At 61.1% G+C, this 14,841-nt stretch carries 12 protein-coding genes; 10 read left to right on the top strand and 2 right to left on the bottom strand.

What is annotated here, in order from left to right; translation table 11 throughout:
• Positions 1-141: 141 nt before the first annotated feature.
• From hutI to hutH, 5 genes are all read left to right on the top strand, one after another.
• Complete coding sequence (hutI, locus tag K7R23_RS22625; RefSeq protein ID WP_012905098.1) at positions 142-1,365, top strand: imidazolonepropionase; 1,224 nt, start codon at positions 142-144, stop codon at positions 1,363-1,365.
• The gene (gene hutG / locus K7R23_RS22620) at positions 1,362-2,303 is read left to right on the top strand and encodes a formimidoylglutamase (RefSeq protein ID WP_012905099.1); all 942 of its coding nucleotides are present in this window, start codon (positions 1,362-1,364) and stop codon (positions 2,301-2,303) included. Before hutI ends, hutG begins: the two co-directional genes overlap by 4 nt.
• A gap of 88 nt (positions 2,304-2,391) precedes the next feature.
• Entirely contained in the window at positions 2,392-3,117 is a 726-nt protein-coding gene (locus tag K7R23_RS22615; RefSeq protein ID WP_012905100.1) for a histidine utilization repressor, read from the top strand.
• A 176-nt stretch (positions 3,118-3,293) separates the two neighbouring features.
• On the top strand, positions 3,294-4,979 hold the full coding sequence (hutU, locus tag K7R23_RS22610) for a urocanate hydratase (RefSeq protein WP_012905101.1): 1,686 nt from the start codon (positions 3,294-3,296) through the stop codon (positions 4,977-4,979).
• 1 nt (position 4,980) lies between these two features.
• Entirely contained in the window at positions 4,981-6,501 is a 1,521-nt protein-coding gene (gene hutH / locus K7R23_RS22605; protein ID WP_012905102.1) for a histidine ammonia-lyase, read from the top strand.
• 105 nt (positions 6,502-6,606) lie between these two features.
• Here hutH and K7R23_RS22600 read toward each other — a convergent pair whose 3' ends face one another.
• Positions 6,607-7,083, bottom strand: coding sequence for a kinase inhibitor (locus K7R23_RS22600; RefSeq protein ID WP_012905103.1), 477 nt, complete (start codon positions 7,081-7,083; stop codon positions 6,607-6,609).
• A gap of 57 nt (positions 7,084-7,140) precedes the next feature.
• Positions 7,141-8,430 (bottom strand): adenosylmethionine--8-amino-7-oxononanoate transaminase, encoded by a 1,290-nt coding sequence (bioA, locus tag K7R23_RS22595; protein WP_012905104.1) that lies wholly within the window; start codon positions 8,428-8,430, stop codon positions 7,141-7,143.
• Between the two features lie 76 nt (positions 8,431-8,506).
• Between bioA and bioB the strand changes: the two genes are divergently transcribed.
• From bioB to uvrB, 5 genes are all read left to right on the top strand, one after another.
• The gene (bioB, locus tag K7R23_RS22590; protein ID WP_012905105.1) at positions 8,507-9,547 is read left to right on the top strand and encodes a biotin synthase BioB; all 1,041 of its coding nucleotides are present in this window, start codon (positions 8,507-8,509) and stop codon (positions 9,545-9,547) included.
• Positions 9,544-10,701, top strand: coding sequence for an 8-amino-7-oxononanoate synthase (bioF, locus tag K7R23_RS22585; RefSeq protein ID WP_012905106.1), 1,158 nt, complete (start codon positions 9,544-9,546; stop codon positions 10,699-10,701). The genes bioB and bioF overlap by 4 nt, the downstream gene beginning before the upstream one ends.
• Positions 10,685-11,440 (top strand): malonyl-ACP O-methyltransferase BioC, encoded by a 756-nt coding sequence (bioC, locus tag K7R23_RS22580; RefSeq protein ID WP_012905107.1) that lies wholly within the window; start codon positions 10,685-10,687, stop codon positions 11,438-11,440. The genes bioF and bioC overlap by 17 nt, the downstream gene beginning before the upstream one ends.
• Positions 11,433-12,119 (top strand): dethiobiotin synthase, encoded by a 687-nt coding sequence (bioD, locus tag K7R23_RS22575; protein ID WP_012905108.1) that lies wholly within the window; start codon positions 11,433-11,435, stop codon positions 12,117-12,119. Before bioC ends, bioD begins: the two co-directional genes overlap by 8 nt.
• Before the next feature lie 564 nt (positions 12,120-12,683).
• The gene (gene uvrB / locus K7R23_RS22570) at positions 12,684-14,705 is read left to right on the top strand and encodes an excinuclease ABC subunit UvrB (RefSeq protein WP_012905109.1); all 2,022 of its coding nucleotides are present in this window, start codon (positions 12,684-12,686) and stop codon (positions 14,703-14,705) included.
• Positions 14,706-14,841: the final 136 nt, after the last annotated feature.

Raw genomic sequence — 14,841 nt, 5'->3', positions numbered from 1 at the left:
AAAAGTTGTTTTTTAACTCAGCATTAGCAGACTCTTCGCGTTTCAGCGTCACAATTAAATAACATTTTTGCCGTTACGCATTGACTTCACCCGCCCGATCTCAAATAAATGTCTATACAACCTAAGACAAGTGGGGAAAGTATGCCGCAACTGTTACCCGACGATACGGTCTGGCGAAATATTCGCCTGGCTACCCTGAATCCGGACATCACCGTGCCGTATGGCCTGCTTGAGGATCACGCGCTGGTGGTTCGCGGCGAAACGATCGTCGCCGTTGTCCCGCAGGCGCAACTGCCGACAAGCCACGCGAATACGCGCGATATGCAGGGACGGCTGGTGACCCCCGGCCTGATTGACTGCCATACGCATCTGATTTTTGGCGGCAACCGCGCCAGCGAATGGGAGCAGCGACTGAACGGCGTCTCCTATCAGCAGATCAGCGCGCAGGGCGGCGGCATCAACGCCAGCGTGTCAGCGACCCGGAAGGCTTCAGAAGATGAACTCTACCGCATCGCCAGACCAAGAATGCAGCGCCTGGCAGGCGAAGGCGTGACGCTGCTGGAGGTGAAATCCGGTTACGGCCTGAATGTGGCGAACGAAGAGAAAATGCTGCGCGTCGCCGCCCGGCTGGCCGCAGAGAACGTCATGGAAATCAGTCCCACGCTGCTGGCCGCTCACGCCACGCCGACAGAGTATCGTGACGATCCGGACGGTTATCTCTCCCTTGTCTGCGACACCCTGTTGCCGCAGCTGTGGGAAAAAGGGCTGTTTGAAACGGTCGATCTGTTCTGCGAGAGCGTCGGCTTTAGCGTGGCGCAGAGCGAACGCGTCTTTCGCGCGGCGCAGGCGCTGGGCATCCCGGTTAAAGGGCACGTCGAACAGCTGTCGCTGCTCGGCGGGGCGCAGCTGGTCAGTCGCTATCGCGGACGTTCTGCGGACCACATTGAGTATCTGGACGAGGCGGGGGTGGCGGCGATGAGCCGCAGCGGCACCGTTGGCGTGCTGCTGCCAGGGGCGTTTTATTTCCTCAGAGAGAAACAGACGCCGCCCATCGATCTGCTTCGCCGCTACCGGGTGCCGATGGCGGTTGCTACCGATTTTAACCCCGGCACCAGTCCGTTTATCAGCCTGCATCTGGCAATGAATATGGCCTGCGTGCAGTTTGGCCTGACGCCGGAAGAGGCCTGGGCGGGCGTGACGCGCCATGCCGCATGCGCTCTGGGGCGCGAGGCAACGCACGGTCAACTGGCGGCGGGCTATGTCGCAGATTTTAACGTCTGGGAGGCGGCGCATCCGGTGGAGATCGTTTACGAACCGGGCCGCAACCCGCTGTATCAACGCATTTATCGGGGGCAGGCAGGATGACGCAATGGCAGGCCGTTTCTCCTGAACTCTGGCAGGGGCGTGACGACAGCGCCGAGGCCGCCAGCGCGCGGCGTCTGTTTCAGACTGTCGCCGTCAGCAGCGCTTTCGCCCCTGAAGATTATCGCGACAGGATAGCCCTGCTGGGCTTTGCCTGTGATGAAGGCGTAAAGCGTAATCACGGACGCCCCGGCGCGGCGGCGGGGCCGGACGCGCTGCGTAAGGCGCTGGCGAATCTTGCCAGCCATGCCGGGCACGATCGGCTGGTGGATCTCGGCAACCTGCTGGCGCCATCGCCGGATCTGGAAGGCGCGCAGCAGGCGCTGCGTCAGGCGGCGCAGCGCTGTCTTGAGGCCAGCGTGCGCACCTTTGTGCTCGGCGGTGGACATGAGACGGCGTTCGGTCATGGCGCAGGCGTGCTCGATGCCTTCCCGTCCGCCCGGGTCGGCATTATTAACTGCGATGCGCATCTGGATCTGCGTTATGCCGAACGCGCCACCTCCGGTACGCCGTTTCGTCAGCTGGCGCAGCTCTGCGAGCAGCAGCAGCGCGAGTTTCATTACGCCTGTCTGGGCGTCAGCCGGGCGGCGAACACTCTGGCGCTGTGGGAGGAGGCGGCAAGGCGCAGAGTGACGATTGTCGAAGATCTGCACTGCGATAACGCGCAGGCTGCGCTGGCGGCGTTTATCGGGCGGGTGGATAAACTCTATCTGACCGTCGATCTCGACGTGTTGCCTGCCGCGGAGATGCCAGCGGTGTCGGCGCCCGCTGCGCCAGGCGTGCCGCTGTTAACGCTGCTGCGGCTTATTGAACCGGTTTGTCGCAGCGGCAAGCTTCAGGCAGTGGATATGGTTGAATTTAATCCACGCTTTGATAATGATGGCAGAGCGGCGCGCGTTGCGGCGCGGCTTGCCTGGCAGATAATTCACTGGTGGCAATAACGCGCCCGGTCAGCGGCGAACGTAGGCCGGATCGGTCGCCTGCGACGCCATCCGGCGCACCTGGTTTGACGAAAAGGGAAATGTACGCATGACACTCCTTCGATCCCGTTCCGCCCCCGCGCCGTTTTATGAGACGGTGAAACGGGAGATCAGCGAAAAAATCGCCAGCGGCGTCTGGCAGCCGCACGACAGGATCCCGTCGGAGGCGGAGCTGGTGGCGCAGTATGGCTTCAGCCGGATGACCATTAACCGCGCGCTGCGCGAACTGACCGATGAAGGCCTGCTGGTGCGGCTTCAGGGCGTCGGCACCTTCGTCGCCGAGCCGAAGGGCCAGTCCGCGCTGTTTGAAATTCGCAGCATCGCCGACGAGATCGCCTCCCGTTCCCATCAGCATCACTGCGAAGTGCTGGCGCTGGAGAAAACCCGCGCTAACGTCATGCAGGCGGCGGCGCTTGGCGTGCCGGAAGGAACGGCCATTTTTCACTCCGTGATGGTGCATTTTGAAAATGCGCTGCCGGTACAGATTGAAGATCGCTGCGTGAATGCGCAGAGCGTGCCGGATTATCTGGCCCAGGATTACAGCCAGACCACGCCGCACGCCTGGCTGTCGCAGGCGGCGCCGCTTTCGGAAGGGGAGCACATTGTCGAAGCGGTCCGCGCCACGGCGCAAGAGTGCGCGTTACTGGACATCAATGAGAACGAACCGTGTCTGTTGATTCGCCGCACCACCTGGTCCGCCGGGCAGATTGTCTCCCACGCGCGGCTGCTCTATCCCGGCTCCCGCTACCGGTTGCAGGGACATTTCACCTCCTGATTCCAGCTGGCGAAAAGCGTGATTGCTGACGCAATATAACAAAAATGTATCTTTTTTGTTAAATGCATCCTTGTTATGTCTTGTATAGACAAGTATATGTTTACTCCTCATCTCAATCATTCCGCAGATCGGATAAGCGACAGCGCCATCCGGCATTCCAGTGAGGAGCGATTATTATGTCACATAGCAAGTACCGCCAGCAGACGATCCGCGCCCCGCGTGGTCCTGGCTTAACTGCCAAAAGCTGGCTGACCGAAGCGCCGCTGCGTATGTTTTTAAACAACCTTGATCCCGATGTCGCAGAAAATCCGCATGAGCTGGTGGTATACGGCGGAATTGGCCGCGCCGCCCGCAACTGGGAATGCTTCGACGCCATTGTTAAGGCGCTGACCGGGCTTGAAGATGATGAAACGCTGCTGGTGCAGTCCGGCAAACCGGTTGGCGTGTTTAAGACCCACAGCAACGCGCCGCGGGTGCTGATCGCCAACTCCAATCTGGTGCCGCGCTGGGCGACCTGGGAACATTTTAACGAACTGGATGCGAAAGGGCTGGCGATGTACGGCCAGATGACCGCCGGTAGCTGGATCTACATCGGCAGCCAGGGAATCGTGCAGGGCACTTATGAAACGTTTGTCGAGGCGGGACGCCAGCATTATCACGGCGATCTGCGCGGACGCTGGGTGCTGACCGCCGGGCTCGGCGGCATGGGCGGCGCCCAGCCGCTGGCGGCGACGCTGGCGGGGGCCTGTTCGCTGAACATTGAATGCCAGCAGAGCCGTATCGATTTTCGTCTGCGCACCCGCTATGTCGATGAGCAGGCCGCCTCGCTGGACGACGCGCTGGCGCGTATTGAAAAGTACACAGGCGAAGGCCGGGCGGTATCTGTCGCTCTGTGCGCCAACGCCGCGGATATTCTGCCGGAGCTGGTAAAACGCGGCGTGCGTCCGGATCTGGTCACTGACCAGACCAGCGCCCACGATCCGCTGCACGGCTATCTACCCTCCGGCTGGCGCTGGGAAGAGTATCAGCAGAAGGCCGTTACCGATCCGCAGGGCGTCACAGAGGCCGCGAAACGTTCGATGGCGAAGCACGTGCAGGCGATGCTGGCGTTTCATCAGATGGGCGTGCCGACCTTTGACTACGGCAACAATATCCGTCAGATGGCGCAAGAGATGGGCGTGGAGAACGCCTTTGCCTTTCCCGGCTTTGTACCGGCCTATATTCGCCCGCTGTTCTGCCGCGGCATTGGCCCGTTCCGCTGGGTGGCGCTCTCCGGCGACCCGCAGGATATATATAAAACCGACGCCAAAGTGAAAGAGATTGTCGCCGACGATCCGCATCTTCATCGCTGGCTGGATATGGCCCGCGAGCGGATCAGCTTTCAGGGGCTTCCGGCGCGAATCTGCTGGGTGGGCCTGGGGTTGCGGCAAAAGCTCGGGCTGGCGTTCAACGAGATGGTGCGCAGCGGCGAACTTTCGGCGCCGATTGTCATTGGCCGCGATCACCTTGACTCCGGCTCCGTCGCCAGTCCGAACCGTGAAACCGAAGCGATGCGCGACGGCTCAGACGCGGTGTCCGACTGGCCTTTGCTGAATGCGCTGCTTAATACTGCCAGCGGTGCGACCTGGGTTTCGCTGCATCACGGCGGCGGCGTCGGGATGGGCTTTTCGCAACATGCCGGGATGGTGATCGTCTGCGACGGCAGCGATGACGCGGCGGCGCGGATTGCCCGCGTGCTGCACAACGATCCGGCGACGGGGGTGATGCGCCATGCCGATGCCGGTTATGACATTGCCGTGGAGTGCGCGGTTGAACATCACCTTAACCTGCCGATGGTCGCGGCTACTCAGGGGAAACGCTGATATGAACACCATGACCTTAATGCCCGGCCATCTGAACTTCACCCAGCTGCGCGAGGTCTGGCAACAGCCTGTCAGACTGCGGCTGGATGCCAGCGCTATCGACGGCATTAACGCCAGCGTGGCCTGCGTGGAAACCATTGTCGCCGAAGGGCGTACCGCCTACGGTATTAACACCGGCTTTGGCCTGCTGGCGCAGACGCGCATCGCCAATGAAGACCTGCAAAATCTTCAGCGCTCGCTGGTGCTTTCCCATGCCGCAGGGGTTGGCGAACCGCTGGATGAGGCGATGGTGCGCCTGATTATGGTGCTGAAGATCAATAGCCTGGCGCGCGGCTATTCCGGCATTCGCCTTAGCGTGATTGAAGCGCTGATCGCCCTGGTGAATGCCGACGTCTATCCGTATATCCCGGCCAAAGGTTCGGTGGGCGCTTCCGGTGATTTAGCGCCGCTGGCGCATATGTCGCTGACCTTACTCGGCGAGGGGCTGGCGCGCTGGCAGGGGGAATGGCTCCCGGCGAAAGCGGCATTGCAGAAAGCCGGGCTGACGCCGATCGCTCTGGCGGCGAAAGAGGGGCTGGCGCTGCTTAACGGCACTCAGGCGTCGACGGCCTTTGCGCTGCGCGGCCTGTTTGAGGCGCAGGAGCTGTTTGCCTCCGCCGTGGTCTGCGGGGCGTTGACCACCGAAGCGGTGCTGGGATCGCGCCGTCCGTTTGACGCGCGCATTCATGCCGCACGCGGCCAGCGCGGGCAGATTGATGCGGCGGCGCTGTACCGGCATCTGCTGACGGACACCAGCGCGCTGGCGCAGTCGCATCGTAACTGCGATAAAGTGCAGGACCCTTACTCGCTGCGCTGTCAGCCGCAGGTCATGGGCGCCTGTCTGACCCAGATGCGGCAGGTACAGGAGGTGCTGCTGGCGGAAGCGAATGCCGTATCCGATAACCCGCTGGTCTTTGCGGCGCAGGGCGAAGTGATCTCCGGCGGCAACTTCCACGCCGAGCCGGTGGCGATGGCGGCGGATAATCTGGCGCTGGCGATTGCCGAAATCGGTTCGCTCTCCGAACGACGGATAGCGCTGATGATGGATAAACATATGTCTCAGCTGCCGCCTTTCCTGGTGAAAAACGGCGGCGTGAATTCCGGCTTTATGATAGCCCAGGTGACGGCGGCGGCGCTGGCCAGCGAAAACAAGGCGCTGGCGCATCCGCACAGCGTCGACAGCCTACCGACCTCGGCGAATCAGGAAGATCATGTGTCGATGGCGCCAGCGGCGGGGCGCAGGCTGTGGGAGATGGCGGCGAATACCCGCGGCGTGGTTGCCGTCGAGTGGCTGGCGGCCTGTCAGGGGATTGATTTACGTGAAGGGTTAACGTCCAGCCCGCTGCTTGAGCAGGCGCGGGCGACGTTACGCGAACGGGTGAGCCATTACAGCGACGATCGTTTTTTCGCCCCGGATATTGCATGCGCCACCGAACTGCTGGCGCAGGGCGCGCTGCTGCGCTTAGTACCGGCGTTTTTGTGAGTATTGCCGGACGGCGACGCGAATGCGACTTATCCGGCTTACAGACTAATTCCTGTTTTGCAGGCCGGGCAGGGCGTTTTACGTCGCCACCCGGCACAGAACAGATTAACTGAACATCGCGGTTAACGATGCGCTGGCCAGCGAATGAAAATGGACGTTGAAGCCGACCATCGCGCCGCTGGACTCCTCATCGACCTCAATGCGTTCCACGTCCAGCGCATGCACGGTGAAGATATAGCGATGGGTTTCCCCTCTCGGCGGCGCCGCGCCGCCGTAGCCCGCTTTGCCGAAGTCGGTGCGCGTTTGCACCACGCCGTCCGGTACGGCCACCAGACCGGAACCGAAGCCCTGAGTCAGCACGCGGGTATCGGCGGGCAGATTCGCCACCACCCAGTGCCACCAGCCGGATCCGGTTGGCGCGTCGGGGTCGAAGCAGGTGACGACAAAACTTTTGGTTCCCGCCGGAACCTCATCCCAGGCCAGATGCGGCGAAATGTTGTCGCCCTCGTAGCCCATACCGTTAAAAACGTGGCGCAGCGGAAGTTTATCCCCGTCGCGCAGATCGTTGCTGATTAGTTTCATGCGCTCTCCTTCATTAACGTAAAAAGTGTAGCGATAAAGCGTACAGCTTACCGCTGTTTAAACGCTAAAAAATGTTTCCTCGCGCACAGCTTCATTGACGGCCTGCGTCAGACGGCGCAGCTGTTCCGGTTGGATGATGTAGGGCGGCATCAGGTAGATAAGCTTGCCGAACGGGCGGACCCAGACGCCCTGGCGGACAAAGAACTGTTGCAGCGCCGCTATGTTTACCGGACGGGTAGTTTCCACCACGCCGATAGCCCCCAGCACCCGCACGTCCGCCACCTGGGGCGAATCTGCCGCGGGAGCTAATTCTTCGCGCAGTTGCGCTTCAATCGCCGCCACCTGCCGCCGCCAGTCGCCGGATTCCAGCAGCGTCAGGCTGGCGTTCGCGACGGCGCAGGCCAGCGGGTTGCCCATAAACGTCGGGCCGTGCATAAAGCATCCGGCTTCGCCGTTGCTGATGGTTTCCGCTACCTGGCGGCTGGTGAGGGTGGCGGAAAGGGTCATCGTGCCGCCGGTGAGCGCCTTGCCCAGACAGAGAATATCCGGCGCAATCCCGGCGTGCTCGCAGGCAAACAGCCTGCCGGTACGGCCAAAGCCGGTGGCGATCTCATCGGCGATCAGCAGAATTCCCTCCCGGTCGCACATCTGGCGGATGCGCTGCAGCCACTGAGGATGGTAGATGCGCATTCCGCCCGCCCCCTGGACGATTGGCTCAAGGATCACCGCCGCGATCTCATGGCGGTGAGCGGCCATCAGGCGGGCAAAGGCGACCATATCGCGCTCATCCCATTCGCCGCCCATCCGGCTTTGCGGCGCAGGGGCAAACAGATTTTCCGCCAGATAGCCTTTCCACAGGCTGTGCATTGAATTGTGCGGATCGCAGACCGACATCGCGCCGAAGGTATCGCCGTGATAACCGTTACGAAACGTCAGGAAACGCTGACGGGATTCGCCTTTCGCCTGCCAGTACTGCAAGGCCATTTTCATCGCCACTTCCACCGCCACCGAGCCGGAATCGGCAAGGAATACGCACTCCAGCGGCGCGGGCGTCATCGCCACCAGCTTCCGGCACAGCTCAATGGCCGGCGCATGGGTGATGCCGCCAAACATCACGTGCGACATGGCGTCAATCTGCGTTTTCATCGCCGCGTTGAGCTGCGGATGATTGTAGCCATGAATTGCCGCCCACCACGACGACATGCCGTCAACCAGGCGTTCGCCGCCGGATAAAATCAGTTCGCAGCCTTCCGCGCGCTCGACCGGAAAGACCGGCAGCGGCGAGGTCATGGAGGTGTAAGGGTGCCAGATATGGCGCCGATCGAATGCGAGATCGTCCGTTGTCATAATCGACTTGTAAACCAAATTAAAAACATTTAGGTTTACGAGTCTACACGGTTCTCACAACAAAACGTAGAAAATTATGACCAATCATTCTCGCTGGACGCTGTCGCAAGTCACCGAATTATTTGAAAAACCACTGCTGGAACTGCTGTTTGAAGCCCAGCAGATCCACCGCCAGCACTTCGACCCGCGTCAGGTGCAGGTCAGTACCTTGCTGTCGATTAAAACCGGCGCCTGTCCGGAAGACTGCAAATACTGCCCGCAAAGCGCGCGCTATAAAACCGGGCTGGAGGCCGAGCGGCTGATGGAGGTGGAGCAGGTGCTGGATTCGGCGCGCAAAGCAAAAAACGCCGGTTCGACCCGTTTCTGTATGGGGGCGGCGTGGAAAAATCCCCACGAGCGCGATATGCCCTTTCTCGAGCAGATGGTGCAGGGGGTGAAAGCGATGGGACTGGAGGCCTGCATGACTCTCGGCGCCCTGAGCGAATCACAGGCGCAGCGGCTGGCGGCGGCCGGACTGGATTACTACAACCACAATCTCGATACCTCGCCGGAGTTCTACGGCAATATCATCACCACCCGCACCTATCAGGAGCGGCTCGACACGCTGGATAAGGTGCGCGACGCCGGGATCAAGGTCTGCTCCGGGGGCATTGTCGGACTTGGCGAAACGGTGAAAGATCGCGCCGGATTGCTGCTACAGCTGGCAAATCTGCCGACGCCGCCGGAAAGCGTGCCGATCAACATGCTGGTGAAGGTCAAGGGCACGCCGCTGGCGGATAACGACGATGTTGATGCTTTCGATTTTATCCGCACCATCGCCGTGGCGCGCATCATGATGCCCGCCTCGTATGTGCGTCTCTCCGCCGGTCGCGAGCAGATGAATGAACAAACCCAGGCGATGTGCTTTATGGCCGGCGCGAACTCCATCTTTTACGGCTGCAAGCTGTTGACCACGCCGAACCCGGAAGAGGACAACGATCTCCGGCTGTTCCGCAAGCTGGGGCTGAATCCGCAGCAGACCGCCGTGCTGGCGGGAGATAACGAACAGCAGCAGCGGCTGGAGCAGGCGTTGAGGACTCCGGACACCGACGCTTACTACAACGCGGCAGCAGTATGAGCTGGCAGCAGAAGATCGACGATGCGCTGGCCGCGCGTCGCGCGGCGGATGCCCTGCGCCATCGCTGTACGGTGGAACAGGGGACCGGACGCTGGCTGATTGCCGGTCAACGCCGCTTTCTCAATTTTTCCAGCAACGACTATCTGGGCTTAAGCCGCCATCCGCATATTATCCGCGCCTGGCAGCAGGGAGCAGAACGTTTTGGCGTCGGCAGCGGCGGTTCCGGCCACGTCAGCGGCTACAGCGTGGCCCATCAGCGGCTGGAAGCGGCGCTTGCGGACTGGCTGGGCTACCCGCGCGCGCTGCTGTTTATCTCCGGCTTTGCCGCCAATCAGGCGGTGATTGCCGCGCTGATGGCGAAGGATGACCGCATCGTCGCCGATCGCCTGAGCCACGCCTCGCTGCTGGAGGCGGCAAACCTCAGCCCGGCGCAGCTTCGCCGTTTTACGCATAACGACCCGCAGCATCTGGCGCGCCTGCTTGACGCCCCCTGCGCCGGACAGCAGCTGGCGATCACCGAAGGGGTGTTCAGCATGGATGGCGACAGCGCGCCGCTGGCGGCGATTCATCGCGCCGCCGGGCAGCGCAACGCCTGGCTGCTGGTGGATGACGCCCACGGGATAGGCGTCTGCGGCGAAGAAGGGCGCGGAAGCTGCTGGCGACAGCAGGTTAAACCCGAACTGCTGGTGGTGACCTTCGGTAAAGGCTTTGGCGTCAGCGGCGCGGCGGTTTTGTGCGCGGAGAGCGTGGCGGATTACCTGTTGCAGTTCGCCCGGCATCTGATTTACAGCACCAGTATGCCGCCCGCCCAGGCGCAGGCGCTGAGCGCCGCGCTGGCGGTGATTCGCGGCGAGGAAGGCGATGCGCGCAGGGCCAGGCTTTCGGCGCTGATCGCGCGTTTTCGCCGCGGCGTCGACCATAGTCGCTTCCGGCTGGCGGAATCAGACAGCGCCATTCAGCCGCTGATAGTAGGTGATAACGCGCGGGCGCTACAGCTGGCGGATGCCCTGCGCGGCAAAGGGTTCTGGGTGACGGCCATCCGTCCGCCGACGGTGCCGACGGGCACCGCGCGTCTGCGCCTGACCCTCACCGAAGCGCATCAGCCTGCTGACATTGACCGTCTGCTGGAGGCGCTGCATGACGCAGGTGAATAAACAGGCCATTGCGGCGGCGTTTGGCCGCGCGGCAGGTCAGTATGAGCAACATGCGCAGCTCCAGCGCCTGAGCGCGGAAGCGCTGCTGGCGCTGTTACCGCAGCGAACCTATGAGCAGGTGCTGGACGCCGGATGCGGCCCCGGTCTTCTGAGCCGCTACTGGCGCGCGCGGGGAAGCATGGTCGCCGCGCTGGATTTGTCATCGCAGATGCTGAATGAAGCGCGTCGACAGAACAGGGCGCATTACTATCTTGCCGGGGATATCGAGTCGCTGCCGCTGGCGGAGGCGACCTTCGATCTGGCATGGAGCAATCTTGCCGTCCAGTGGTGTAACGATTTGCGCGGCGCGCTGAGCGAGCTTTACCGGGTGGCGCGGCCCGGCGGCAAGGTGGCGTTTACCACACTGGCGAACGGATCGCTGCCGGAGCTGCGCCAGGCGTGGCGGGCGGTGGATAACCAGCATCATGCGAATCGCTTTTTGCCGCAGACGGCGCTGCACGATGCCCTGCGCGGCTGGCGCAGCGAGAGCCGTTTGCAGTCGATCACCCTGTGGTTTGACGACCCGCTCAGCGCCATGCGGTCGCTGAAAGGCATTGGGGCGACCCATCTTCATGGCGGACGGGAAGCGCGCGTCCTGAGCCGCGCGCAGCTGCAAACGCTGCGGCTGGCCTGGCCGCAGAGGCAGGGGAAATATCCGCTCACTTACCATTTTTTTGCAGGAGTCATTGAACGTGACTGAACGCTATTTTGTTACCGGAACCGACACCGAGGTCGGAAAAACCGTCGTCAGCTGCGCCTTGCTGCAGGCGGCAGGGCGAGCAGGACTGTGCACGGCGGGCTATAAGCCGGTCGCTTCCGGCAGCGACATGACGCCGCTGGGGCAGCGCAATAGCGACGCCCTTGCGCTCCAGCGCCGCAGCAGCCTGCCGCTGGAGTACGCAGCGGTGAATCCTTATACCTTCGCCGAGCCGACCTCGCCGCACATTGTCAGCGCCGAAGAGGGCAGGCCCATCGAGGCGGGCGTGATGTCGGCGGGGCTGCGCGCGCTGGAAACGCAGGCGGAGTGGGTGCTGGTGGAGGGGGCGGGCGGCTGGTTCACCCCGCTGGCGGCGAACTTTACCTTCGCCGACTGGGTGCAGGCGGAACAGTTGCCGGTAATACTGGTGGTCGGCGTGAAGCTGGGCTGCATCAACCATGCTCTGCTGACCGCGCAGGCCGTCCGCCAGGCGGGGCTAACTCTTGCTGGCTGGGTCGCTAATAATCTCCAGCCGCCGGGAAAACGCCACCGTGAGTACATGGCGGCGCTCAGCCAGATGATACCTGCGCCCCTGTTGGGCGAAATCCCGTGGCTTGCGGTCAATGCGGAAAGCGCCGCCACAGGACAATATCTCGATCTTAGCCGTCTGAGCGGCAAATAAAAGGCGAAATTGCGAGCCAGCTCTCGCCTCAGCGGACCGTTTCGTTAGCTGATTAAAATCAAAAATTAGTGATAATTTTTTTTTATCGCCGCCGAAATGCTCTGCGGGGCGAAATTGCCAGGCGGCGGGGCATACGGGCTGGAAGCAGTTATCCACTATTCCTGTGGATAACCTTGTGTATTAGAGTTAGAAAACGCAGGGTAAGCGAGAGAACACGCGGCTTCCAGCCAAATTGACGCGAAAGACGCCTTTGTTAAATATTATTTAAATTTCAATTGGTTAAATAAAATCAATGGCTGTCAAGAAACCGTCATTGAGTGCAATAAAAGTTTCATGACAGGACTTGACAATGTTAATGAAACAATTGGTCTGGGGATAACCCCGCTGACCAGTGTATTATCTTGTTGGCGCTGAAATTTTATCCGCCTTCAGTTTGCGGTGTCGGCGCGTAACACAAATTCGCCCATGCGCTACTGTTTTTTCATCCAGTATTTTTTACTGGCAATATTATCCTCTGCGAGTAAAATTACAATCCTGCCCGCCCATTGCTTCAGGTAGCCGCTCATGAGTAAACCGTTCAAACTGAATTCCGCATTTAAACCGTCAGGCGATCAGCCCGAGGCGATCCGCCGCCTGAAAGAGGGGCTGGAGGATGGTCTGGCGCATCAGACGCTGCTTGGCGTAACGGGATCGGGGAAAACGTTCACTATCGCCAACGTGATCGCGGATCTCCAGCGTCCGACGATGGTGCTGGCGCCGAACAAAACCCTGGCGGCGCAGCTGTACGGCGAGATGAAAGAGTTCTTCCCGGATAACGCCGTCGAGTACTTCGTCTCCTACTACGACTATTACCAGCCGGAAGCTTACGTGCCCAGCTCCGATACCTTCATCGAAAAAGATGCGTCGGTAAACGAGCATATTGAGCAGATGCGCCTGTCGGCGACCAAAGCGCTGCTGGAACGTCGCGACGTGGTGGTGGTGGCCTCGGTGTCGGCGATCTACGGCCTGGGCGATCCGGACCTGTATCTGAAGATGATGCTGCACCTGACGGTGGGGATGATTATCGACCAGCGCGCCATCCTGCGCCGTCTGGCCGAACTGCAATATACCCGTAACGATCAGGCTTTCCAGCGCGGCACCTTCCGCGTGCGCGGCGAGGTGATTGATATCTTCCCGGCGGAATCCGACGACATCGCGCTGCGCGTGGAGCTGTTTGACGAAGAGGTGGAGCGGCTGTCGCTGTTTGACCCGCTGACCGGGCATGTGGAAGGCACCGTTCCGCGCTATACCATCTATCCCAAAACGCACTATGTGACGCCGCGCGAGCGCATTTTGCAGGCGATGGAAGAGATTAAAGACGAACTGGGCGAGCGGCGGAAAAGCCTGCTGGCGAATAACAAGCTGCTGGAAGAACAGCGCCTGAGCCAGCGTACCCAGTTTGATCTTGAGATGATGAACGAGCTCGGCTACTGCTCGGGGATTGAAAACTACTCGCGCTATCTCTCCGGGCGCGGGCCGGGCGAGCCGCCGCCGACGCTGTTTGACTACCTGCCGGCGGACGGCCTGTTAGTCGTTGATGAATCGCACGTGACCATTCCGCAGATTGGCGGTATGTACCGCGGCGACCGGGCGCGTAAAGAGACGCTGGTGGAGTACGGTTTCCGTCTGCCCTCCGCGCTGGATAACCGTCCGCTGAAGTTCGAGGAGTTTGAGGCGCTGGCGCCGCAGACTATTTACGTCTCCGCGACGCCGGGGAACTATGAGCTGGAGAAATCGGGCGGCGACGTGGTGGATCAGGTTGTACGTCCGACCGGCCTGCTGGATCCGGTGATCGAGGTGCGTCCAGTGGCGACCCAGGTGGACGATCTGCTCTCTGAAATCCGCGCCCGCGCGTCAATCAACGAGCGCGTGCTGGTCACCACCCTGACCAAACGGATGGCGGAAGATCTCACCGAGTATCTGGAGGAGCACGGCGAGCGGGTGCGTTATCTGCACTCGGACATCGATACCGTTGAGCGGATGGAAATTATTCGCGACCTGCGCCTGGGCGAGTTTGACGTGCTGGTGGGGATCAACCTGCTGCGGGAAGGTCTCGACATGCCGGAGGTGTCGCTGGTAGCGATTCTTGACGCCGATAAAGAAGGGTTCCTGCGTTCCGAACGTTCGCTGATTCAGACCATTGGCCGTGCGGCGCGTAACGTTAACGGTAAAGCGATTCTGTATGGTGATAAGATCACCGCGTCGATGGCGAAGGCGATTAGCGAGACCGAGCGTCGTCGGGAGAAACAGCAGCAGTACAACGCCGAACACGGTATTACGCCGCAGGGGCTGAACAAGAAAGTGGTCGATATTCTGGCGCTGGGGCAGAACATCGCGAAGACCAAAGCGAAGGGCAGGGGCAAGTCACGCTCTACGGCGAAGGCGGATAGCGTCGAGATGGATATGTCGCCGAAGGCGCTGCAGCAGAAGATCCACGAGCTGGAGGGGCAGATGATGCAGCATGCGCAAAACCTCGAGTTCGAAGAAGCGGCGCAGATCCGCGACCAGCTGCATCAGCTACGCGAGCTGTTTATCGCGGCCTCGTAATCAGTTGTTTCGCAGGAGTATCAGGAAAAGCCCGGCGAGGCACATGCCGGATGGCGGGGTAAACCCCCTTATCCGGCCTACGGCCTGATATCTGGCATCGTGCACCGCCGGATGGCGGGGTAAACCCCTTATCCGG

Origin of the sequence: Citrobacter rodentium NBRC 105723 = DSM 16636 (genome assembly GCF_021278985.1) — a bacterium.
GTDB lineage: Bacteria > Pseudomonadota > Gammaproteobacteria > Enterobacterales > Enterobacteriaceae > Citrobacter_A > Citrobacter_A rodentium.
The sequence above is the reverse complement of the archived record's forward strand: the minus strand, read 5'-3'. Positions and strand labels throughout refer to the sequence as shown.

Excerpts from the sequence above, each read along its gene's own strand:
- hutH (WP_012905102.1), top strand. The coding sequence starts at position 4,981 with ATGAACACCATGACCTTAATGCCCGGCCATCTGAACTTCACCCAGCTG.
- hutU (WP_012905101.1), top strand. The coding sequence starts at position 3,294 with ATGTCACATAGCAAGTACCGCCAGCAGACGATCCGCGCCCCGCGTGGT.
- K7R23_RS22615 (WP_012905100.1), top strand. The coding sequence starts at position 2,392 with ATGACACTCCTTCGATCCCGTTCCGCCCCCGCGCCGTTTTATGAGACG.
- uvrB (WP_012905109.1), top strand. The coding sequence starts at position 12,684 with ATGAGTAAACCGTTCAAACTGAATTCCGCATTTAAACCGTCAGGCGAT.
- K7R23_RS22600 (WP_012905103.1), bottom strand. The coding sequence starts at position 7,083 with ATGAAACTAATCAGCAACGATCTGCGCGACGGGGATAAACTTCCGCTG.
- hutG (WP_012905099.1), top strand. The coding sequence starts at position 1,362 with ATGACGCAATGGCAGGCCGTTTCTCCTGAACTCTGGCAGGGGCGTGAC.
- bioB (WP_012905105.1), top strand. The coding sequence starts at position 8,507 with ATGACCAATCATTCTCGCTGGACGCTGTCGCAAGTCACCGAATTATTT.
- hutI (WP_012905098.1), top strand. The coding sequence starts at position 142 with ATGCCGCAACTGTTACCCGACGATACGGTCTGGCGAAATATTCGCCTG.
- bioC (WP_012905107.1), top strand. The coding sequence starts at position 10,685 with ATGACGCAGGTGAATAAACAGGCCATTGCGGCGGCGTTTGGCCGCGCG.
- bioF (WP_012905106.1), top strand. The coding sequence starts at position 9,544 with ATGAGCTGGCAGCAGAAGATCGACGATGCGCTGGCCGCGCGTCGCGCG.
- bioA (WP_012905104.1), bottom strand. The coding sequence starts at position 8,430 with ATGACAACGGACGATCTCGCATTCGATCGGCGCCATATCTGGCACCCT.